Annotated in this window: 19 protein-coding genes; all 19 read right to left on the bottom strand. The window is 38.3% G+C overall.

Features of this window, described 5'->3' with window-relative positions; translation table 11 throughout:
* Positions 1–47 precede the first annotated feature (47 nt).
* Positions 48–4,343, bottom strand: a complete 4,296-nt coding sequence (locus tag GS400_RS09365) for a PolC-type DNA polymerase III (protein ID WP_160101129.1) — start codon at positions 4,341–4,343, stop codon at positions 48–50.
* Between the two features lie 176 nt (positions 4,344–4,519).
* Positions 4,520–6,226, bottom strand: a complete 1,707-nt coding sequence (locus GS400_RS09360) for a proline--tRNA ligase (RefSeq protein WP_160101127.1) — start codon at positions 6,224–6,226, stop codon at positions 4,520–4,522.
* A gap of 101 nt (positions 6,227–6,327) precedes the next feature.
* On the bottom strand, positions 6,328–7,584 hold the full coding sequence (gene rseP, locus GS400_RS09355; protein ID WP_160104573.1) for an RIP metalloprotease RseP: 1,257 nt from the start codon (positions 7,582–7,584) through the stop codon (positions 6,328–6,330).
* Positions 7,585–7,600: 16 nt separating this feature from the next.
* Positions 7,601–8,746: a 1-deoxy-D-xylulose-5-phosphate reductoisomerase gene (gene dxr, locus GS400_RS09350; protein WP_160101125.1), complete on the bottom strand. Its 1,146-nt coding sequence runs from the start codon at positions 8,744–8,746 to the stop codon at positions 7,601–7,603.
* A 28-nt stretch (positions 8,747–8,774) separates the two neighbouring features.
* Positions 8,775–9,560 (bottom strand): phosphatidate cytidylyltransferase, encoded by a 786-nt coding sequence (locus GS400_RS09345; protein ID WP_160101123.1) that lies wholly within the window; start codon positions 9,558–9,560, stop codon positions 8,775–8,777.
* 15 nt (positions 9,561–9,575) lie between these two features.
* The gene (locus GS400_RS09340) at positions 9,576–10,337 is read right to left on the bottom strand and encodes an undecaprenyl pyrophosphate synthase (protein ID WP_160101121.1); all 762 of its coding nucleotides are present in this window, start codon (positions 10,335–10,337) and stop codon (positions 9,576–9,578) included.
* 273 nt (positions 10,338–10,610) lie between these two features.
* Positions 10,611–11,168 carry a ribosome recycling factor gene (frr, locus tag GS400_RS09335; RefSeq protein WP_160101119.1) on the bottom strand — a complete coding sequence of 186 codons (558 nt, stop codon included), beginning with the start codon at positions 11,166–11,168 and terminating at the stop codon, positions 10,611–10,613.
* Between the two features lie 3 nt (positions 11,169–11,171).
* Complete coding sequence (gene pyrH / locus GS400_RS09330) at positions 11,172–11,894, bottom strand: UMP kinase (protein WP_027448318.1); 723 nt, start codon at positions 11,892–11,894, stop codon at positions 11,172–11,174.
* 79 nt (positions 11,895–11,973) lie between these two features.
* A complete protein-coding gene (gene tsf / locus GS400_RS09325) occupies positions 11,974–12,858 on the bottom strand; it encodes a translation elongation factor Ts (protein WP_160101117.1) in 885 nt (294 codons plus the stop codon).
* 163 nt (positions 12,859–13,021) lie between these two features.
* Complete coding sequence (gene rpsB / locus GS400_RS09320; protein WP_160101115.1) at positions 13,022–13,753, bottom strand: 30S ribosomal protein S2; 732 nt, start codon at positions 13,751–13,753, stop codon at positions 13,022–13,024.
* A 149-nt stretch (positions 13,754–13,902) separates the two neighbouring features.
* The gene (locus GS400_RS09315; protein ID WP_160101113.1) at positions 13,903–14,448 is read right to left on the bottom strand and encodes a hypothetical protein; all 546 of its coding nucleotides are present in this window, start codon (positions 14,446–14,448) and stop codon (positions 13,903–13,905) included.
* 11 nt (positions 14,449–14,459) lie between these two features.
* Positions 14,460–14,762 (bottom strand): hypothetical protein, encoded by a 303-nt coding sequence (locus GS400_RS09310; protein ID WP_160101111.1) that lies wholly within the window; start codon positions 14,760–14,762, stop codon positions 14,460–14,462.
* Positions 14,763–14,803: 41 nt separating this feature from the next.
* Positions 14,804–16,192 carry a flagellar assembly protein A gene (locus GS400_RS09305; protein ID WP_160101109.1) on the bottom strand — a complete coding sequence of 463 codons (1,389 nt, stop codon included), beginning with the start codon at positions 16,190–16,192 and terminating at the stop codon, positions 14,804–14,806.
* 22 nt (positions 16,193–16,214) lie between these two features.
* Positions 16,215–16,994 (bottom strand): FliA/WhiG family RNA polymerase sigma factor, encoded by a 780-nt coding sequence (locus GS400_RS09300; protein WP_160101107.1) that lies wholly within the window; start codon positions 16,992–16,994, stop codon positions 16,215–16,217.
* A gap of 40 nt (positions 16,995–17,034) precedes the next feature.
* A complete protein-coding gene (locus tag GS400_RS09295; protein ID WP_160101105.1) occupies positions 17,035–17,424 on the bottom strand; it encodes a hypothetical protein in 390 nt (129 codons plus the stop codon).
* The gene (locus GS400_RS09290) at positions 17,421–17,918 is read right to left on the bottom strand and encodes a chemotaxis protein CheD (RefSeq protein WP_160101103.1); all 498 of its coding nucleotides are present in this window, start codon (positions 17,916–17,918) and stop codon (positions 17,421–17,423) included. The genes GS400_RS09295 and GS400_RS09290 overlap by 4 nt, the downstream gene beginning before the upstream one ends.
* Positions 17,911–18,549 (bottom strand): chemotaxis protein CheC, encoded by a 639-nt coding sequence (locus tag GS400_RS09285; protein ID WP_160101101.1) that lies wholly within the window; start codon positions 18,547–18,549, stop codon positions 17,911–17,913. The genes GS400_RS09290 and GS400_RS09285 overlap by 8 nt, the downstream gene beginning before the upstream one ends.
* Positions 18,550–18,553: 4 nt before the next feature.
* Positions 18,554–19,024, bottom strand: a complete 471-nt coding sequence (locus GS400_RS09280) for a chemotaxis protein CheW (RefSeq protein ID WP_160101099.1) — start codon at positions 19,022–19,024, stop codon at positions 18,554–18,556.
* 15 nt (positions 19,025–19,039) lie between these two features.
* Positions 19,040–21,019: a chemotaxis protein CheW gene (locus GS400_RS09275; RefSeq protein ID WP_370519778.1), complete on the bottom strand. Its 1,980-nt coding sequence runs from the start codon at positions 21,017–21,019 to the stop codon at positions 19,040–19,042.
* Positions 21,020–21,035 lie beyond the last annotated feature (16 nt).

Genomic DNA, 21,035 nt, shown 5'->3' with positions numbered 1-21,035 from the left:
AGGAGTGGAATAACCAAATGAGCAGATCTTAGTTGTACGCTAGAATCCTAGAACAATGACAACTGGTTTTTGTCTGGTAAACCTTCTAAGCACCCGTGGTTATCTAAATACTCTAATACCGTCTTCGAAATACGACTGCGCTCACGTAAGTCTTCTTTAGATAAGAACTCACCATCTTCACGTGCATTCACAATGTTAATGGCTGCGTTCGTTCCAAGTCCATCCACTGAGTTGAATGGAGGAATTAACGTATTTCCTTCAACAAGAAACTCACTTGCTGAAGAACGGTAAAGATCGACATGACCAAAACTATAGCCACGCTCAGTCATTTCTAATGCTAACTCTAATACGGTCAATAAACTCTTTTCTTTCGGTGTTGCGTCTAGACCTTTTTGATTGATTTCTTCAATGCGTTTACGGATTGCTGCAGATCCTTTCACCATTGTATCAATATCAAAGTCGCTGGCACGCACAGTAAAGTAGGCGGCATAGAAAAAGATTGGATAGTGTACTTTAAAGTAAGCAATTCGTACAGCCATTAGTACATATGCGGCTGCGTGGGCTTTCGGGAACATGTATTTAATCTTTTTACAAGATTCAATATACCAATCTGGTACCCCGTGCTTTTTCATTTCTTCTATCCACTCATCTTTTAACCCTCTACCTTTACGAACAAACTCCATAATGGTAAAGGCCATAGATGGCTCAAGTCCTTTATGCATTAAATATACCATAATATCGTCACGACAACCGATAACGTCAGGTAATTCACATATACCATCATTAATTAATTGGTCTGCGTTTCCAAGCCATACGTCTGTACCGTGAGATAAACCAGAAATGATAACAAGCTCGGCGAAAGTTGAAGGTTTTGTATCCTCCAACATTTGTCGTACGAATCGTGTTCCGAATTCTGGAACACCTAATGTTCCTGTTTTACACATAATTTGATCTTGTGTAACACCTAAAACATCAGGTCCACTAAAGATTTTCATAACTTCTTCATCCGCCGTTGGAATTGTTTTCGGATCAATTCCACTTAGGTCTTGAAGCATACGAATAACCGTAGGGTCATCGTGCCCAAGTATATCAAGCTTCAGTAAATTATCATGAATGGAGTGGAAATCAAAATGTGTCGTCTTCCATTCAGAAGTCTTGTCATCAGCAGGGAATTGAATAGGTGTAAAATCATAAATTTCCTTATCATCTGGAACAACGATTATACCACCAGGGTGTTGTCCGGTTGTACGCTTAACTCCTGTACATCCTTTTACAAGTCGATCCACTTCTGCGCTTTTATACTGAAGTTCATGATCACTAGCATATCCTTTAACAAATCCATAAGCTGTCTTTTCTGCAACTGTACCAATCGTCCCTGCACGATATACTTTATCTTCACCGAATAAGACTTTCGTGTAATTGTGCGCACGAGGTTGATATTCACCTGAGAAGTTCAAGTCAATATCAGGTACCTTATCCCCTTTAAATCCAAGGAATGTTTCGAAAGGAATGTCCTGACCGTCTTTTGTGTATGGGACATCACAATTCGGACAGTTTTTATCAGGTAAATCGAATCCTGAACCCACAGAACCATCTGTAAAGAACTCAGAATGGTTACATTCCATACAAACATAATGAGGAGGTAAAGGGTTTACCTCAGTAATATCTGTCATCGTTGCAACGAAGGATGACCCAACGGAACCACGAGAACCAACAAGGTAGCCATCATCCAACGATTTTGTCACAAGTTTTTGTGAAATCAGATAAATAACTGCGAATCCGTTACCTATAATACTCTCTAGTTCTTTTTCAAGACGATTCACAACTAGTTCTGGTACTGGATCACCATAGATGCTTTTTGCCTTGTCATAACACATTTGACGCATTTCTTCATTTGCGCCTTCGATATTTGGTGTATATAGATCGTCTTTAACTGGTTGTATTTCTTCCACTAAATCAGCCACATATTGTGTGTTTGTAACAACTACTTGTTTAGCTTTTTCTTCTCCAAGAAAGCTAAAATCTTCAAGCATTTCATTCGTTGTTTTAAAATGAACATCTGGTTGTGTTTGTCGATTCAGTGGATTACCACTTTGTGAAGCGATAAGGATTTTACGGTATTGTTTCTCGTGTTCATCAATATAGTGTGTGTTCCCTGATGCCACCACAGGCTTTTCCATTCGTTCTGCCATATTAACTAAATTCTTTAATATATCGTAGAGGTGGGCTTCGTTTCTAACAAGCTCTTTTTCCATTAAGTGAACATAGTTCGATGGTGGCTGGATTTCAATAAAGTCATAGAATTCAGCGATCTTTTCAGCTTCTTCAGGTGATTTCTGCATCATAGCTTCAAACACTTCACCTTTATCGCAGCCTGATCCTATCAAAATTCCTTCGCGGTGTTTCGTTAACACAGATCGAGGAATTCGAGGAACACGATAAAAGTAATTAATGTGCGATGCTGAAACCAATTTATAAATATTCTTTAGACCTTCTGCATTCTTGGCTAGTAATGTTACATGAGAAGGACGTGATCGTTGATAAGCGTTTCCTTCTCCCATGTATTTGTTTAGATCTAAATGATTGTGAATATCTTTTTCTCGTGCTTCTTTGATAAGTTTCCATAGCAAATAACCTGTAGCTTCCGCATCATAAATCGCACGGTGGTGTTGGGTTAATTCTATATCGAAATATTTACATAAGGTATTTAAACGATGGTTTTTTAAACTTGGTACTAATAGACGAGCTAGTTCTAGGGTATCAATAACTGGGTTTGTTGATTTCCCATAGCCAATCTTTTTCAATCCAGTATTTAGAAATCCCATATCGAAACTAGCATTATGCGCTACAAGAATCGAGTTACCCATCCATTCGTAGAAATCTTTCAAGACTTCATCAGGATCTGGAGCATCTTTAACCATATCATCAGTGATTCCAGTTAGATCAGTGGTTGTCTGAGATAAAGGTTCATGCGGATTTGCAAAGGACTCAAACCGGTCAATGATCTCGCCTTCTTTGATCTTAACAGCGGCGAGTTCAATAATCGTGTCATAGATCGCAGAAAGTCCAGTTGTCTCGACGTCAAAAACTACATATTCATCTGTAGCTAAATCTCTGTCCTGCTCTTCATATGCAATTGGAACACCATCGTCTACAAGGTTTGCTTCTACACCATAAAGGATTTTGATTCCGTGCTTACTCCCAGCACTGTAAGCCTCAGGATAAGCTTGTACAACACCATGGTCCGTAATCGCTACAGCTTTGTGCCCCCAATTGGCAGCTTGTTCGATAAGACGGGAAGCAGATACTGTGGCATCCATTGTACTCATATTTGTATGAGCGTGTAGTTCAACACGTTTCTCACCTTCAGGCGCTTTATCTTTACGTTTGACGGGTTTTACTTCGTTTATGTCACTTCCCATCATAGTCAGTTCATTTGTATAATTATCTGTTTGAATTTTTCCTTTAGCTTTAATCCACATACCTTCTTTCAAGCGATTAAACTTCTCCACATCATCATCTCGACGAGAGAACATTTTCACTTGAAGCGAGTCTGTATAATCCGTAAGCTTTGCCATCAACAAATGTCGACCTGATCGAAGTTCACGAATTTCCACTTCAAATACGTGACCTTGAATAACCATTGTATTCTCTTCTTCTTGAATCGTTTCAATAGGTTCTGGATCATTTTTAATATTATAGCCGATTAACAGAGGACCTTCATGTAAGACTTCATCTCCCTGTTCTTTAGCTTTTTGTTCCTTCTCAATGACTGCCTTTTGAACGAGGTCCTGGTCTTCCTTGGCTTTTTGCTCTTTAAATTTCTGCATATCTTCTTCAGAAGATTTCACTTGAACCGTTAACGTGTACACAGAGGCTCCAATTCTTTTGCAATACGCTTGGAATAGGTCATTTAATCGTCTCTTTAAAGCATGTGCTTCAGCTTCATTTCGTGCATGGAGAATGATTTTATTCCCATCAACATCGGGCTTTTGCTCATGCAAAAAGTTTTTATAAGCAGGTGATAGATCTGGGATCGATTGAATAAATTGTAGCCAATAATCACATACACTATCCTGATCTAAATACTTTTCGGTTGTATCAATTGCCCACTGAATACTTGCGATATGCTGAAAGGTTTCTTGTAATTTAGTTGTAAATAAGGCATACACTTGTGGCGGGAGAATTGTTGGAATAAAGAAATAAAAATGCCACTCTTTTGTATGTTTATTCACAGATAGCTTGGTAAGCTGGCTTCCTTGAAAATGCTCATCAATAATGTCAGTAGGCATATCAATTTGCTTTAGCAGTAACTGCATTTTCTCACTTTGTGATACATCCATGATAGAATTCCCCCCTTAGCAAATAGAATAGCGTAAGTGCCTGTTTAACGACGTAAGGCTGGACTCAGTCTCAGTCGGCTAGGCACTGGAGATGAACATGCTCTCTCCTCGTATTCTTTGCTTCTATCTTTAACAAGAAGAGGTACCTCCTAATGGTTATAGAAGGTACCTATATCTTAGCTCTGTTTCAAAAATGATGTAATTCGATCAAGGAGATCTTTTTCCTCAACCTCATCTTGCTCGCCTGAATGACGTTCTTTCATTTCAACTACGCCTTCAGCTGCTCGTTTCCCTACTGTAATACGTAGTGGGATTCCTACTAAATCACTGTCAGCGAATTTAACACCTGCACGTTCTTTACGATCGTCGAACAATACATCAACACCAGCATCTTGTAGTGTAGAATAAATACGCTCAGCTAGCTCCTGTTGGTCTTCTTTTTTCATATTTAACGCTAGTAAATGTACTTTATAAGGCGCAATGTTTGTTGGCCAAGTAATACCTTTTTCATCATGATATTGCTCTACTATAGAAGCTAAAGTTCTAGAAATACCAATACCATAACATCCCATGATCACTGTATTCGCTTTTCCGTTTTCATCTAAGAACTTCGCTTTCATTGGTTCAGCATAGCGCGTACCTAATTTAAAGACGTGACCAACCTCAATACCTTTTGCAAACTGAATTGCACCTTGTCCATCTGGTGAAGGATCCCCTTCTTGAATGAAACGAAGATCTGCATACTGACTAACTTTAAAGTCATGGCCAGGTGTAACATTTGTGAAATGGTAGCCATCTTCATTAGCACCACACGTTACATTTACCATAGCTTTAACAGCATTGTCAGCTACAATTTCTACATCTTCTGATACATTGATTGGACCTACTGACCCGAAGCCTGTCCCTAATGCATTACGGGTTTCGTCTTCAGAAGCAAGTTCAATCATATCAGCATCATATAAGTTCTTTAATTTCACATCATTAACTTCATGATCTCCACGAGTTAGAACCATCACAAGCTTACCGTCCACATTGAACATAAGAGCTTTGATGCCTTCAGCTAAAGTGTGACCTAATGCTTCTGCAGCTTCAGCCATTGTTTTGCAATTCGGCGTCGTAACCTTCTCTAATTCTTTAGGTTCTTCAGCTGATGCTTCGTAAGTTTGTTCAACTGGAGCCATTTCAATATTAGCTGCATAGCGAGAGGTATCGGAATACGCAATCGTATCTTCTCCGACCTCTGATAATACCATAAACTCATGATTATCTTTTCCGCCCATTTCACCAGAATCTGCAATAACAGCTCTAAAATTAAGACCTAGGCGACTAAAAATATTGGTATATGCTTGGAACAAACGTTCATATGCTTGATCTAAACTTTCGTAGGAATCATGGAAGGAGTAAGCATCCTTCATTAAGAACTCACGTCCACGTAGAAGACCAAAACGAGGTCTCTTCTCATCACGGAATTTAGATTGGATTTGGTACAACGTTAATGGAAGCTGTTTATAGCTTTTTACTTCATCACGGATGATTGCTGTAATCTCTTCTTCATGCGTTGCGCCAAGAGCAAATTCACGTTCATGTCTATCTTGCATTCTCATAAGCTCAGGACCATAAGAATGCCAACGTCCTGTTTCCTGCCACCATTCTGCAGGCTGTAGAACAGTCATATTCATTTCATGAGCTCCGGCTTTGTCCATCTCTTCTCGAACAATTGCTTCCACGTTTCGTAATACTCGATTACCAATTGGTAAAAAAGAATACATACCCGCAGCAACTTTTCGGATGAAACCAGCACGGATTAATAGTTGATGGCTAGAAATGTCTGCATCTGCAGGCACTTCTTTTAAAGTAGGTAAGAGCATTTCACTCTGTCTCATCCATACACACCTCGTCTCTATTCTTTTATAAGATTTCAAGCTTTGTTTTATTGACATTTAGCTCCAACACCCATTGATCCGTGAGTGTTGGAGCATTTAATTTATAAAAATAATCTTTGGATATCGTTCCAAGTAACCACAATCATTAGAAGCATTAATAAAGCAAAACCAATAAAGTGTACAATTCCCTCTTTTTGAGGATCAATTGGTTTTCCGCGTACAGCTTCAACTCCTACAAATAGTAAGCGTCCGCCATCAAGTGCTGGTAGTGGGAGTAAATTGATAATCCCTAAGTTAATGCTTAATAAAGCAATCCACTTCGTATAGATTTGCCAGCTTTGTTGAACGACTTGGCCAGTAGCATCGTATATACCGACAGGTCCAGATAAGTTATTAATGGACAGTTCTCCCGTAACAAGCTTACTTAGGTTCACTAAAATTAACTTAGTAAGTTCATAAGTTTCTGTAAACCCATAAGAGAGTGTTTTCGTGAAGGATTTTTCTACGGGTCGATATACTCCTATTTGTCCAACTGTTTCACCGTTGGCTTCAACTTCACGTGTTTGTACAGGAATGGTTACCGTGTTTTGGTCACGTTTAACAGTAACCTCTAACTGTGTACTCGGATTTTTTTGTACAATCTTCACAAATTCAGTCCACGTATCAACTGATTGACCATCCACTTGTACAACTTCATCTCCCTGGTGTAAGCCAGATTGTGCAGCAGGTCCACCTTCGACTAGTTTACCAAGCTGTGCCTTGTCGACAGGAACCCCCTGGAAAAGCCCTAATAAGAAGAAGATGATAATTGCCAAGATAAAATTCATCATTGGACCAGCAAATAGTTGCATTGCTCGTTGAGGCAACGTTTTAGATGCAAATTGACGGTTATAAGGTGCAATTTGTGTTTCTTTCTCATCCATAACAAAATCTGCAGTAGGCTCTACTTCAAAGAAAAGCTTCTCATCTTCATCAACTTCATATCCTTCTATTACTAATTGATGTTCAAGATCAGCTTTTTCTACTTCAATAACTCTTGCATTAGGATGTTTGGATTTGTTATTAACAATGATCTTATTAACTTTACCTTCACCATTAAATTCAAGTCCAATATGATGACCGGGTTTGATTTCAATGATCTCAGGGTCTTCGCCTGCAACACGAACATAACCACCTATAGGAAGTAGACGGATTGTGTATAATGTTTCATTCTTCTTAGTTGAAAAGATTTTAGGACCAAAGCCAATAGCAAATTCTCTTGCAAGCATACCTGCTCGCTTGGCAAAAATTAAGTGACCTAATTCATGGACGAATACCAATAATCCAAACATGAATATAAAAGCAATGATGGTTGTCAAAGATAGCACCTACCTTTTAGTTTACGTACGATATAACACGTTTTCGCGTCTCTTCATCAACAGCTAAAATTGTTTCTAAGTTCGGCTGATGAACAATGCTATGTTCTTCTAAAGCTTTCTCTATTAAAGTCTCAATTGTTAAGAATGAGATTTCCCCTTTTAAAAATAGATCCACAGCTTGTTCATTTGCTGCGTTTAATACAGTTGTCATCGTTCCTCCTTGACGACCGGCTTCATATGCCATTCGAAGACAAGGAAAACGTTCCATATCCATTTCTTGAAAATGTAGTTTACCTATTTCAACTAAGTTTAACGTCTTTGTATCAGATAATTCAAGTCGTTTAGGGTAAGTTAGAGCGTACTGAATAGGAACTCTCATATCAGGAGTACCTAATTGAGCCATAACACTCTTGTCAACGAATTCTACCATCGAGTGAATAACACTTTCTTTATGCAGAATAACATCTATATTGTCATAAGGCATATCAAACAACCAGTGCGCTTCAATAACCTCAAGACCTTTATTCATCATCGTTGCAGAATCAATTGTAATTTTAGCTCCCATACTCCAATTCGGATGGTTTAACGCATCCTCGACGTTAACTCCTTCTAGCTCTGCCCTTGTTTTATCACGAAAGCTTCCACCAGATGCAGTTAAAATAATTTTATTAGCATCTTTTTCACGCTCCCCATTTAAACACATATAAATAGCTGAGTGTTCACTATCTATAGGGAGAAGTGATACCTGATTTCGATGAGCAGCGTCCATAACTAAATGTCCTGCTGTTACAAGAGTTTCCTTGTTGGCTATAGCAACTTGTTTTTTGGCTTCAATCGCACCTAGTGTGGCAGATAGTCCAACACTTCCCATTACAGCATTTACAACAACATCTACATTGTCATGTGTTGCAGCTTCATACATACCTTCTAAAGAAAGACGAACTTGTAGGTCAGGAAACTCCGATCTAACTTGTCGTAAAGTATGTTCATCTTGAACAACCACTAGTTTTGGTTTGAATTCTTGTATGATGGGTGTTGCTTTTTCTATATTACGACCAAATGCTATTGCATATAATTCAAATTCATCTGAATGATTTCGAATTACATCAATCGTTTGCAATCCAATCGATCCAGTTGCTCCTAATAAAGCAATTCGTTTCATCTGCGCACGCTCCTACACCTATTAAATCCTATGAAATAAATTGTATAAAATGCAAGATTGGAACAATGAAAATCAAGCTGTCAAATCGATCTAACACTCCACCATGTCCTGGTAAAAGCTTTCCGGAATCTTTCACAGAGTAATGGCGTTTGTATGCTGATTCAACTAAATCGCCTATTTGTCCACAAACTGAGACTAGAATTGCTACTAAAATAACAATCAACATAGATGAATGTACAGGCTCAATCATTTGAAAGATCGCTGCAACAATGCATGCTAAAACAATTCCGCCTATAGATCCTTCTATCGTTTTTTTGGGACTAATCTTAGGCCAAAGCTTTCTCTTCCCTAACATCTTGCCAAATAAATACGCACCTGTATCTGTAGCCCAAATTAAAAACAGAGCAAAGAATAACAGATGAGCCCCTTCTTCTCTTGTTGGGATTAAGTAATAAAAGCCCATCCCTACATAAATCGATGATAATAAAAGAAATCCAGCCTCATCAAACGTAAATTTGTTTTTAACTAAAACGGTATAACCGAGTAAAATGAAAACAACCATTAACGTTGCTTCAGATTTCGTCATTACATCAAATAAAATAAATGACTTTTCAGGTACTAACAGCATCCAAAGTAGTACCATGGAGAGTAGTCCGGGAAAAGAGGTTGGTGCAATCTTTCTCATTTGTAATAACTCAACTAGCCCAATGGTCGCTAACCCATAAACAATAATAATAAAAGGTAGCTCACCAAAGAAAATGGCAGGAATTAAAAATAAGCCTAATACGATTGCTGTGATTACTCTTTGTTTCATTATATCTTCAACACCTTAAACTCCTCCATAACGACGCTTTCGTTGTTGGTAATCATGAAGGGCTTTTTCAAATAATTGTTCACTAAAATCTGGCCATAATACCTCTGTAAACCAAAACTCTGAATAGGCTAGTTGCCATAATAAATAATTGCTTAAACGAATTTCACCACTAGTACGGATTAATAAATCAGGATCTGGAACACGTTTCGTATATAAATATGAGCTAAACAAGCTTTCATCTATGTCTTCTTTATCCAAAGATCCATTTTGAACATCTTCTGCGATTTGCTTTGTGGCTTGAACCATTTCATAACGACTACCATAGTTCAATGCAAAGTTTAAAATCAAACCTGTATTATCTTTTGTTTGTTCCTTTGCATTATCTACAGCTTTTTTCGTATGAGTAGGTAATTGGTCAAAATCCCCTATGGTTTGAACTCGTACATTATTTTCATGAAGTTCTGGTAAATATGTATTTAAAAATTGATCAGGTAGCTTCATAAGATATTCTACTTCATTTTTCGGTCTTTTCCAATTTTCTGTTGAAAAAGCATATAATGTTAAGACCTTTAGATTAAGGTCAGATGCCCTACGAACAATTTTTTTAACAACGTCCATTCCTTCCTTATGTCCTGCGACACGTGGAAGCCCGCGTTTCTTTGCCCAGCGGCCATTCCCGTCCATAATAATTGCGACGTGATCTGGTATGTTGTCTAAATCCAATTCAAATGATTCAGTTGGCTGTGATTTCTTTTTAAATGGGCGTTTCAAAAACATAACAGTTCCTCCATCGTTAGGAAGACAAAAGTCCATTGTAGAACTTTAATGTCTCCACTAATAAGGTCATCTTATAATAAATAATTTTAGGGGGGAATAAAAATAACGAAACCTTGCATTCAATTGTAATGTAAGGTGACGTTTTATGTATAGGTAGAAAAATGTGGCTTCCGCTGTAAAGCGAAAGCCAATCTCGTTTCTAAAATGATTAGCTGAATGTGAAAAACCCCCTTCTAACAAGAGGGTCTCCCATTCATTGTACATGGAAATTTGTTAAACTTCCATAATTTCTTCTTCTTTGCTCTTAGCAATTTTATCAATCTCATTGATGTTTTGGTCCGTTTCTTTTTGAACCTCATCTTGATAACTGCGAAGTTCGTCCTCCGTAATATCACCGTTTTTCTCCATTTTTTTGAATTGATCATTAGAATCACGGCGAATGTTACGAACCTGTACTTTTGCTTCTTCAGTATATTTCTTAACAAGCTTCACTAAGTCTTTACGACGCTGCTCATTTAGTTGTGGAATATTAATGCGAACAACATTACCATCACTTGATGGAGACAAGCCTAAATCAGCCTTTTGGATTGCCTTTTCAATATCGTTGATTGAAGACTTATCAAATGGTGTAATAACAAGAAGGCGTGCTTCTGGTGCTGAGATTGTAGCTAGTTGGTTTAACGGAACAACTGCACCATAATACTCGACCTTAACAGGCTCAAGAATAGATGGATTTGCACGTCCAGCGCGTACTGTAGCTAGTTGACGTGAAAAAGCTCTTACTGCTTCCTGCATTTCCTCGCGTGTTTGTTTCATGATTGAATCTGCCATGGTTTATTTCCCCCTCACAATGGTTCCTATTTTTTCGCCTAAAATGGCGCGTTTAATATTGCCTTCTTCCATAATCGAGAATACTAGAAGTGGAATGTTGTTGTCCATACATAATGATGATGCTGTTGAATCCATTACAGCTAATCCTTCATTTAAGACATCCAAGTAAGACAATTCTTCATATTTTTTAGCATCTTTGTTCTGTTTAGGATCATCCGTATATACGCCATCAACGTTATTTTTAGCCATTAGAATGACATCTGCTTCAATTTCAGCTGCGCGCAATGCGGCAGTCGTGTCTGTAGAGAAATAAGGATTTCCGGTACCTGCTGCGAAAATAACTACTCGTTTCTTCTCAAGATGACGAATAGCTTTTCGGCGAATGTAAGGTTCTGCTACTTGTCGCATTTCTATAGATGTCTGTACTCGAGTTGGGATACCGATGTTTTCTAAACTATCTTGTAACGCCAGGGAATTCATAACCGTTGCTAACATCCCCATATAATCGGCAGTAGCTCGATCCATGCCTACTTCACTGCCTACTTTACCACGCCAGATGTTTCCGCCACCGACAACGACGGCCACTTCAACACCTAACTCAGAAATTTCTTTAACTTGGCGTGCTACAGATTGAATAATGGCTGGACTTAGTCCATATCCTTCTTCACCACTTAACGCTTCGCCACTTAACTTTAGTACAACACGACGATAATGAGCTGCTGTCATAATAACCTCCATCATACGGTTTTATGTAAGCTTTTGAAAATAGGGAACACAGTGTGTCCCCTATTTTTTAAGCCATCATTTATTTGTTTACTTGGTTCATTACTTCATCAGCGAAGTTTTCTTCGCGTTTTTCCATACCTTCGCCTACTTCGTAACGTACGAAGCCTTTAACAGTAGCGTCGTTATCTTTAACATACTGCTTAACTTTTTGGTCTGGATCTTTTACGAAGTCTTGCTCTGTAAGAACAACACCTTCGAAGAATTTACCAAGACGACCTTCAACCATTTTCTCAACGATATGCTCAGGCTTGCCTTCGTTAAGCGCTTCTTTCTTAAGTGCTTCACGCTCTTGGTTAACTTCTTCTTCAGGAACTTCGTCACGGTTTACATAGCGTGGGTTTACTGCAGCTACGTGCATTGCAACGTCTTTAGCAACAGTCTCATCAGTTGTACCTTCTAGTAGGGAAAGAACCCCAATGCGACCTCCCATGTGAAGGTAAGCACCAAATGCATCGTTATCGCCTTTTTCTACAATAGCAAGACGACGAAGGGAGATTTTTTCTCCGATTTTAGCGATCATTGATGTGATGTAGTCACCAACGCGTTGGCCGTCACCATGAAGGTTTTGCTCAATTGCAGCATCTGCAGATTCTGGCTTCTGCTTAACGATGTGCTTTCCAAGCTCACTTACAAGCTCTTTGAAAAGATCGTTCTTCGTTACGAAGTCCGTTTCAGCGTTAACTTCGATAATTGCAGCAGTGTTGCCGTCTACTTCGATATGCGTTGTACCTTCAGCTGCGATACGGTCAGCTTTTTTCGCTGCTTTAGAGATACCTTTTTCGCGTAACCATTCAACAGCTTTCTCCATGTCACCATCTGTTTCAGTTAGTGCTTTTTTACAATCCATCATTCCTGCACCAGTTGTTTCACGTAGTTCTTTAACCATCTTTGCTGTTACAGCCATTGTATATTCCTCCTTTAAAGGTTTGCCCTTTTCTTAACGAACAAAAGAAACACTTGTCCTATTTAAATTCATGTATGTGCTTTGTGGTCTTATATGTTTAAGGACTTAAATCCTTAAAAAAGGTGATAAAAGGTATATCCCCCTTATCACCTTTCAACCTTCCTTACTCTGTAGCAGCTTCTGCTTCTTCTGCTGCAGCCTCTTCTGTCTCTTCGCCTTGCTTAGCTTCAAGAACAGCGTCTGCCATTTTAGAAGTTAGAAGTTTTACAGCACGAATCGCGTCATCGTTCGCAGGGATAACATAGTCGATTTCGTCTGGATCACAGTTTGTGTCAACAATACCGACAATTGGAATGTTTAATTTGTGAGCTTCTGCTACTGCAATGCGCTCTTTACGTGGGTCAATTACGAACATTACGTCCGGAAGACTTTCCATATTTTTAATACCGCCTAGGAATTTAACAAGACGTTCTTTTTCTTTAAGAAGGTCTACTGTTTCTTTCTTAGGAAGTACATCGAATGTGCCATCTTCTTCCATGCGCTCAATATCTTTAAGACGGTTGATACGCTTACGGATTGTTTCAAAGTTTGTAAGTGTTCCACCTAACCAACGTTGGTTGATGTAGTACATACCTGCACGAGTTGCTTCTTCTTTAACAGACTCTTGTGCTTGTTTCTTAGTACCAACGAAAAGTACGTTTCCGCCTTCAGCAGCAACGTTCTTCACGTAGTTAAATGCTTCATCCACCTTTTTAACTGTTTTCTGTAGGTCGATGATGTAGATACCGTTACGCTCCGTGAAAATGTACTTTTTCATTTTCGGGTTCCAACGGCGAGTTTGGTGTCCGAAATGAACACCAGCTTCTAGAAGCTGTTTCATTGAAATTACTGACATGTTAATTCCTCCTAATGGTTTTTTGCCTCCGATCATCTCATCTTTAACGCAGAACTCATCAAAAATGAGCACCAACTCCGTTAAATCGACAATCGTGTGTATTAACACCAAAAGTAACTATATCATAGGAAGATATAGCAATCAAGTATTTATTGTTTCATTTTCGGATGAATTTTGAGCATTAATTCTACTTCAGTCTTTCCACAATCTAACCGTTTGGCAATTTGCTCTGTATTGTATCCTTGATCATATAGTTGAAACACACTTGATTGAACAGATGGTTGATATGATTCTTCCTTGTCATATTCGTAAGGAATATCATAGGAAGACTGTAATTCTTTATTTTGGTTCAAAGTTGTTTTGGGAGCTTCAAAAGATTCCTTCTTCACGATAGGACCAGGAGATTCTTGTTCCTGAGACTTTTCTTGTGACTTAAGGAGTGTATTATCACTCCCTGACCTGTTCTTTTCTGCTACATCAGTCTGACCATTTTGCTCCAAGATATTCATTAACCGCTCATTTTCCTCTTTAATTTCTAGCAAATAAGCTGTAAAAGTCTCCTCTACCTGGCGCGCAACTTTCTCTTGCTTTAATTCTAGCTCCTTCGTCTTTGACACACGAATAGATAGAATAACAACTGCGATGAGGGTGATAAAATGAAGCAAAAAGCTAATAACTAACAAAAACGTGATCATGTAATCCCTTCTTAGCCGCTATAATCAATTTCGTTTCCTAAATAAGGATGAACGATGTCTTGTTCTTTTTGATGATTGGCTAGAGTCTTTGAAGAGTGATGAAGGGAACGATCACCTTCATCACTCTTCACACTCACATAATTTTTAGACTCCATACTGTTTACCTGAGTACGCCTCAATTCATCCTGTAATTTCGTTTCTTCTGATAAGTTTTGTTGTAGTTGAGGCCCGCGCTGTTGCATTTGCTCTTGAAGTTTCCCAGCATCTTGGGATCTTGGCAGGGCAATTTGCATTTCAATTGCTTTCCAGCTCATGAAACCATTCCCCCTCTATATCAGATACAAATACTAAAAAGCTAGGACTGTGAAACAACCTTTATTTCACCATTTTCATAATGTACCTTCACATTTTTATGCGTTTGATTCATCTTTCGCTTGTACTTCCCAAATGTTACATCCGTGTTTGTGTAAATTGTACCATTTACAGAGAGATACGTCTCGTTTAATTCTGTGTATGCCTGTTTTAAATCAGCCAAAATCGTTTCTATCTCTTTTAGCTCCCGATCACTTTGTTGGTAAGAATTGCGTTGTCTGAGCATTGTAACTCGTTCTTGCGCTGAAAGAGTCCCCGATTGTTGTTTTTGACGTAACTTTTTCCCAATAAGTTCAAGCTTTTGAAGGGAATCCGTTAGGTTTTCTTTTCTAGCATCAAGCGCCTTTTCTTTTTCGACAACTTTTTTATTTACACCAAAATATAATTCCGTGGGTGTATTCATACGGTTTCCAATGTCTTTTGCTTCAATGGTAAGTCCAGCTGACAAAGCTCCTCCGATCACGTTTCCCCTTTGACAATAAATATGTTCTCTAGCTACACATTGGCTATGAACGATGGAATTCTCAATGAGAATATCTCGACCTGCTTCAACGTTCGCTTGGTTTAAATAACCCGCTCGAACATCTATGCCAGCATAAATACCACCTTTATGCGTGGCAGCTACCCCTTCAGAAATATGTACAGATCCTTCGGCTATAATGGAAGCTCCTTCAACTAATCCGTAAACTTTAACGTCACCTTTAGCTTTGATCGAATATCCCGAAGGAACGTTACCTCGAATAACAATTGTTCCGACAAAATCAAGGTTACCAACGCTCATATCAATGTCCCCAGAAACTTCGAATTCCGGATAGATATGGATCACTTGTTCACCTAAAGAAATTTGACCATTAATGTCTGCATACATGGATTGATCTTCAGCATTCCACCTTACATTTGTTCCAGCACGGAGCTTAACCGGATTTCCCGGTGAAGATTGAACAACTTCCCCACATACATTTAAACCAGGTGTACCTTGTTGAGGCTTTTTGATTTCAAGAAGTTTATCCCCTTCATGTACTGTAGGGATACGCATAACATCTCTGAAGTTGATTTGTTCATGATCATCTCGTTGCAATGAGGTGCTTAATTCTTTAACATAATGGACTTCTCCATCTTTTCCTTTTTGGGGAAGTTCACCTCTTGCCACAATAATAGGAAACCCTTCCTCTGGTACCCCTGAGGCAATGAGTGCCAAAGAGCCCTCATCCCATCCACTTTGAACCTGGTATTGATATAATTCATCCTTTAAATCTTGAACATCGAATGAAAGCTCTAAATGGTACTCTTGCTTCAAATGGAGAGAAGCTGTCATTTTATCTTTAGATAGATCTACATCAAAGAAGTTAGAAAACCCATCAATCCTCCCCATACACTTTATCCCCCTTAACTTGTTACTCTACTGTAGCAAGGTTCTCTAGTATTTTCCGCAACTTAAATAAGGCTCGAGCATGTATTTGGGAAATCCTAGAAGTGGTTAACTCAAGTACTTGTCCAATCTCAGTTAAAGTGAGTTCTTCATGATAAAATAAACTAATAACTAACTGTTCTTTTTCATTTAATTGTTTGATTCCTTCTGCTAACTCCTTATAGTCCTCACCTTTTACCATTTGAAAATCAGGGTTTTTAGAGGAGTTATCAGGAATGGAATACCCAATTCCTTCTTTATGTTCACTCTTCGTGTCTTTAGGCTTTTCCTCCATAGAAAGCACATTGGCAAAAACAGTGTCTTTCATCACTTGCTCAACTTCTTGTTCTGTAGATTCAATTTCCTCAGCAATCTCTGCAGAAGTTGGCGCACGCTGAAGGCGTTGCTCTAACATCTCAGCAGTGGTTTCAATTTTTTTAGATTTATCTCGCACAGACCTAGGCAACCAATCTTCTTTCCTTAATCCATCAATAATTGCGCCACGAATTCTAAATGAGGCGTAGGTGTCAAACTTCAAGTCACGAGACAAATCAAATTTTTCGATTGCATCATAAAGTCCGATTAAGCCTAAACTTTTGATATCTTCTTTATTCACATTTTGAGGTAAATGAGCAGAAATACGGTGTACGTGATAGTGAACAAGGTGCATGTAATTGCGCACTAATTCATTCGCTGTTTCACTGTCACGCTCCTGCTCCCATCTTTCCCATAGCTGTTGTTCCTGAGGAGCTGAATGATCGGTCATATGGAACCTCCTCGTTGATTGTCCTGTTGTTTTCTATGCTTTATTCATCATCATCTAATAAAGAACGAATCATCTCTGAGGTTTTCTTCGCTTCTTCCTCTGATAACTCGTTTTGTGATTCTGTTTCCCCATCCGATTGATTATTTAACATTTGCTCATCTGAGGGGAATGTATGGGCAGTTGCTTCAGATGTTTCTGGATAAGTCTTAGTCTCTTCACTCTCATAACTTTGAGCAACTGCATAATGATTCTCTGAAGCGTAGCCTATAGCCCAGCGAAATAAGAAAAGTAATAAAAAAAATAGTATAAAAGTGCCTGAAGATCTTAATGCAGTGGTTGATAAAGTATTCTCTCCAATGGAAAGGATGTAGACCATTAATGCTCCCATTAAAGCAAACACTAAATTCCACCATAATTTCCCTACCATCAAATTTCTGATACTCCTTTATTAACCGTTCTAACTTGTAAAATACCCGAATCCGGATGAAACTCAATCGTTCTCCCACTGTTTCCACCACAATCTTCAGCGACGAGTGGGATTCTCAACTGTTGAAGTGATTCTTTGACCGCTTCTACATTTCGAGGTCCAATGCGCATCATTTCATTAGATGTAGAGAAAGGGAACATTTGAGCCCCACCCGCAATTTTTGCTTTTAAGGAGTACGATTGTACACCTTTATATTGTAAAGTTTTGTATAACTGTGGAATAGCTGTGTCTGCATACTTTGCAATATTCTTAGGTGTTTCTTTAGACATACTCGAATCTGGTAACATGACATGTGCCATTCCTGCAATTTGTGTTTTAAGATCGTAAACAACTACTCCAACACATGATCCTAATCCTGAAGTTCGGATTGTTCGAGGAGCAATTGCATAATTCATATCAGCAATCCCTACTTTGACAACAGATACAACACTACTCATCACCTTGTACCCCAAGAGCTTTAAAAATTATTGGAAAAGAGTTAGGGTCTGGTAGAAGGAAAAAGTGACCTCGAACCTCTCCAGAATTCAAACTATTATCTTTAATACAAGTATCTATTACAATTGCATGATCACTCACTTGCGATAATTCAAGTAAACCGAAGCTTAGAACTGCTCCTATCATATCAATAGAGACAGACGGTACAGATGGTTGAATAGATAAATTGGTAAAATCAGAAAGAGCTGATAAATAGGAACCTGATAGTATATTACCTAATTCATTGATCGCAGAAACTCCCATTTCCGAATAAGGGGGTGAGGCAAAATTAATTTTCTCATCTCCAGTCATTTGGAATGCCATACGATTTGCTTGTTCAGGAGGGAGCACAAAAAACATGCTTCCGGAAATATCACCCTCGATTCGTAAAAAGACTGAAACGAGTACCTGTTCAGCTCCACCTGCTATATCCATCATTTCGTTAAAGCTCACAAGTCTTACATCAGGAATGTTCATATCAATCTTTCGGTCTAAAAGTTTTGATAAGGACGTTGCAGCATGACCTGCACCGATATTTCCAACCTCTTTTAATACATCCAAATAATCTTGTGAAAATTGATTCAAAAAGGGCATAGGCTTAACCTTCTATCGTTTTAAGTTCTCGTACTTCTTCTGAGGAAAATACTTTTTGTAAGTCTAATAGAATTAATAGACGTCGTTCTAACTTTGCCACACCTTGAATGTATTCCGCTTCAACAGTACCCACTACTTCTGGAGGTGGCTCAATAGCTTCTTTCGGGATATCAATAACATCATTAGCTGAATCTACGATTAAGCCAACTTCCATATCATTATAATGCACGATAATAATTCTTGTACTTTCATCATGTTCCTTCGAATCCAGGTCAAATCGTGTACGTAGATCAATAATAGGTGTCACAACGCCTCTTAGATTTATAACACCCTTAACGAATTCAGGTGTGCTTGGAACTCGTGTGATATGTTGCATTCTCTCAATCGAACCTACTTGTTGAACGGGTACACCAAACTCTTCATCTTTTAATTGAAATACAATAATCTTTTCATCTTGTCCATTTAATTCAGTCATGCAATCTCCTCCCACTTATTTAATTAATGCATTACTATCTACAATAAGAGCAACTTGGCCATCTCCTAAGATGGTTGCACCGGAAACAGCGAATACATTAGATAAATAGTTTCCAAGCGCCTTAAGCACTACTTCTTGTTGTCCAATAAACGAATCAACAATTAAACCTGCCATTTTATCTCCTTTACGAACAATAACTACAGAATAATGAGTTTCTTCTTCTTGTTCGCCTGGAACTTCAAATACATCCTTTAAGGAGACTAAAGGAACGATTTTCCCTCTAAAATCAATGACTTTTTTGTTGTGTGCTTTCATAATATCTTCTTTCTTAATGATTGCTGTTTCAATGATAGATGAAAGTGGGATTGCATATTTTTCATCTTCTACTTCCACTAACATAACCGAAATAATGGATAAAGTTAATGGGAGTTGAATTGAAAAGATTGATCCTTCATATAGTTTCGAATCAATTGAGATGGATCCACCTAATGACTCAATCGTGTTTTTCACTACATCAAGCCCAACACCACGGCCAGAAACATCTGATATTTTATCGGCTGTAGAGAAACCGCTTTCCATGATTAATTCATAGATTTGTTGATCATCAAGAGAAGCTCCTTGTTCAGGTGTAATAACACTATTATCAATGGCTTTTTGTAATACCTTATCCCTATTGATTCCACCGCCATCATCAGAGATTTCAATAAAGACATGATTACCAGATTGATAGGCTTTAAGATGTAATGTACCTTCTTCTGGTTTCCCTTGTGCTATACGTTCTTCAGGGGTTTCGATACCATGGTCTAAAGCGTTTCGAATCAAGTGAACCAGAGGATCCCCGATTTCATCAATGACTGTTCGATCAAGTTCTGTATCCGCACCAGAGATTTTTAGGTTGATCTTCTTATGTAAGTCTCTCGCAAGCTGACGTACCATACGCGGGAATCGATTGAAAACCTGTTCTACTTGAACCATTCTCATGTTTAAAATGATGTTTTGTAAATCACCTGAAATTCTTGACATTCGTTCTACAGTTTCATTCAATTCATTATGATTTAAATCACTTGAGATCTGTTCTAAACGTCCACGGTCAATGACAAGCTCTTCGAACAAATTCATTAGGACATCTAGGCGTTCAATGTTAACCCGAATGGTCTTGTTTTGAGGTTGCTGTTTAGGCTCTTGAGAACTTTCATTCTGTTGTGTAGAAGTATTTACTTCTTTCTTTTTTGTTTGATCATTTTCTGTCTGAGCTTGCTCTTCTTGTTTTTGTTGTTCTTGCTGTTGCTCTTGCAACTTCTCTTGTTGGTTTGTTTTATATTCATCGATAGAAAATGTTTCTACAACAACTTTATCTAATTCAGAAACCTTCATAACGCGACTTTCAATCTCAGAGAGTTCTTCTTGAGTGACAAGGAGTACATGGAATTGATTATCAAAATCTTCTTCTTCTAATTGATCAACAGAAGGATTAGATTTGATTACTTCACCAATTTGTTCAAGCACTTCAAACACCATATAAACTCTTGCAGCTTTAAGTAAGCAATCCTCACGTAGATAGACAGAAAGCTGTACATTTTGGAAGCCTCTTTCATTGGACTCTTGTAGAACTGTTAACTCAAATTCATCTAATCCTTGAATCCCTTTTACTTCTGTTTCTGCAGGTGCTATTGTAGCTGCCGTTTCTTGTACCGTATCGTTACTCTGCTGAACATCTGCAGGCTTTTCTCCTTGCGCAATACGGTTTAACTTCTCAACAACTACTTCTACGTCACGCTGACCATCTCCACCTGAAGCAATATCTGTAACCATTGCTTCTAAATCTTCTAATGAATCAAAAACAATATCTAATAGATCTGTATCAACATCAACTTGGTGATTACGAACAGCGTCTAACACGTTTTCAATTTTGTGTGTTAAATTCGCCAAATCCTGATAGCCCATTGTTGCTGACATTCCTTTTAATGTGTGGGCAGCACGAAAGATCTCACTCACTAGATCCAAGTTTGAG

The sequence above is a fragment of the Pontibacillus sp. HMF3514 genome, assembly GCF_009858175.1.
In the GTDB taxonomy this organism is placed as follows: Bacteria; Bacillota; Bacilli; order Bacillales; family BH030062; genus Pontibacillus.
This window is presented reverse-complemented; position numbering and strand designations above follow the sequence as displayed.

Coding starts and splice junctions, on each gene's coding strand:
- GS400_RS09365 (WP_160101129.1), bottom strand. CDS start 4,343: ATGGATGTATCACAAAGTGAGAAAATGCAGTTACTGCTAAAGCAAATT.
- GS400_RS09360 (WP_160101127.1), bottom strand. CDS start 6,226: ATGAGACAGAGTGAAATGCTCTTACCTACTTTAAAAGAAGTGCCTGCA.
- dxr (WP_160101125.1), bottom strand. CDS start 8,746: ATGAAACGAATTGCTTTATTAGGAGCAACTGGATCGATTGGATTGCAA.
- GS400_RS09345 (WP_160101123.1), bottom strand. CDS start 9,560: ATGAAACAAAGAGTAATCACAGCAATCGTATTAGGCTTATTTTTAATT.
- GS400_RS09340 (WP_160101121.1), bottom strand. CDS start 10,337: ATGTTTTTGAAACGCCCATTTAAAAAGAAATCACAGCCAACTGAATCA.
- frr (WP_160101119.1), bottom strand. CDS start 11,168: ATGGCAGATTCAATCATGAAACAAACACGCGAGGAAATGCAGGAAGCA.
- pyrH (WP_027448318.1), bottom strand. CDS start 11,894: ATGACAGCAGCTCATTATCGTCGTGTTGTACTAAAGTTAAGTGGCGAA.
- tsf (WP_160101117.1), bottom strand. CDS start 12,858: ATGGCTGTAACAGCAAAGATGGTTAAAGAACTACGTGAAACAACTGGT.
- rpsB (WP_160101115.1), bottom strand. CDS start 13,753: ATGTCAGTAATTTCAATGAAACAGCTTCTAGAAGCTGGTGTTCATTTC.
- GS400_RS09315 (WP_160101113.1), bottom strand. CDS start 14,448: ATGATCACGTTTTTGTTAGTTATTAGCTTTTTGCTTCATTTTATCACC.
- GS400_RS09310 (WP_160101111.1), bottom strand. CDS start 14,762: ATGAGCTGGAAAGCAATTGAAATGCAAATTGCCCTGCCAAGATCCCAA.
- GS400_RS09305 (WP_160101109.1), bottom strand. CDS start 16,192: ATGGGGAGGATTGATGGGTTTTCTAACTTCTTTGATGTAGATCTATCT.
- GS400_RS09300 (WP_160101107.1), bottom strand. CDS start 16,994: ATGACCGATCATTCAGCTCCTCAGGAACAACAGCTATGGGAAAGATGG.
- GS400_RS09290 (WP_160101103.1), bottom strand. CDS start 17,918: ATGAGTAGTGTTGTATCTGTTGTCAAAGTAGGGATTGCTGATATGAAT.
- GS400_RS09285 (WP_160101101.1), bottom strand. CDS start 18,549: ATGCCCTTTTTGAATCAATTTTCACAAGATTATTTGGATGTATTAAAA.
- GS400_RS09280 (WP_160101099.1), bottom strand. CDS start 19,024: ATGACTGAATTAAATGGACAAGATGAAAAGATTATTGTATTTCAATTA.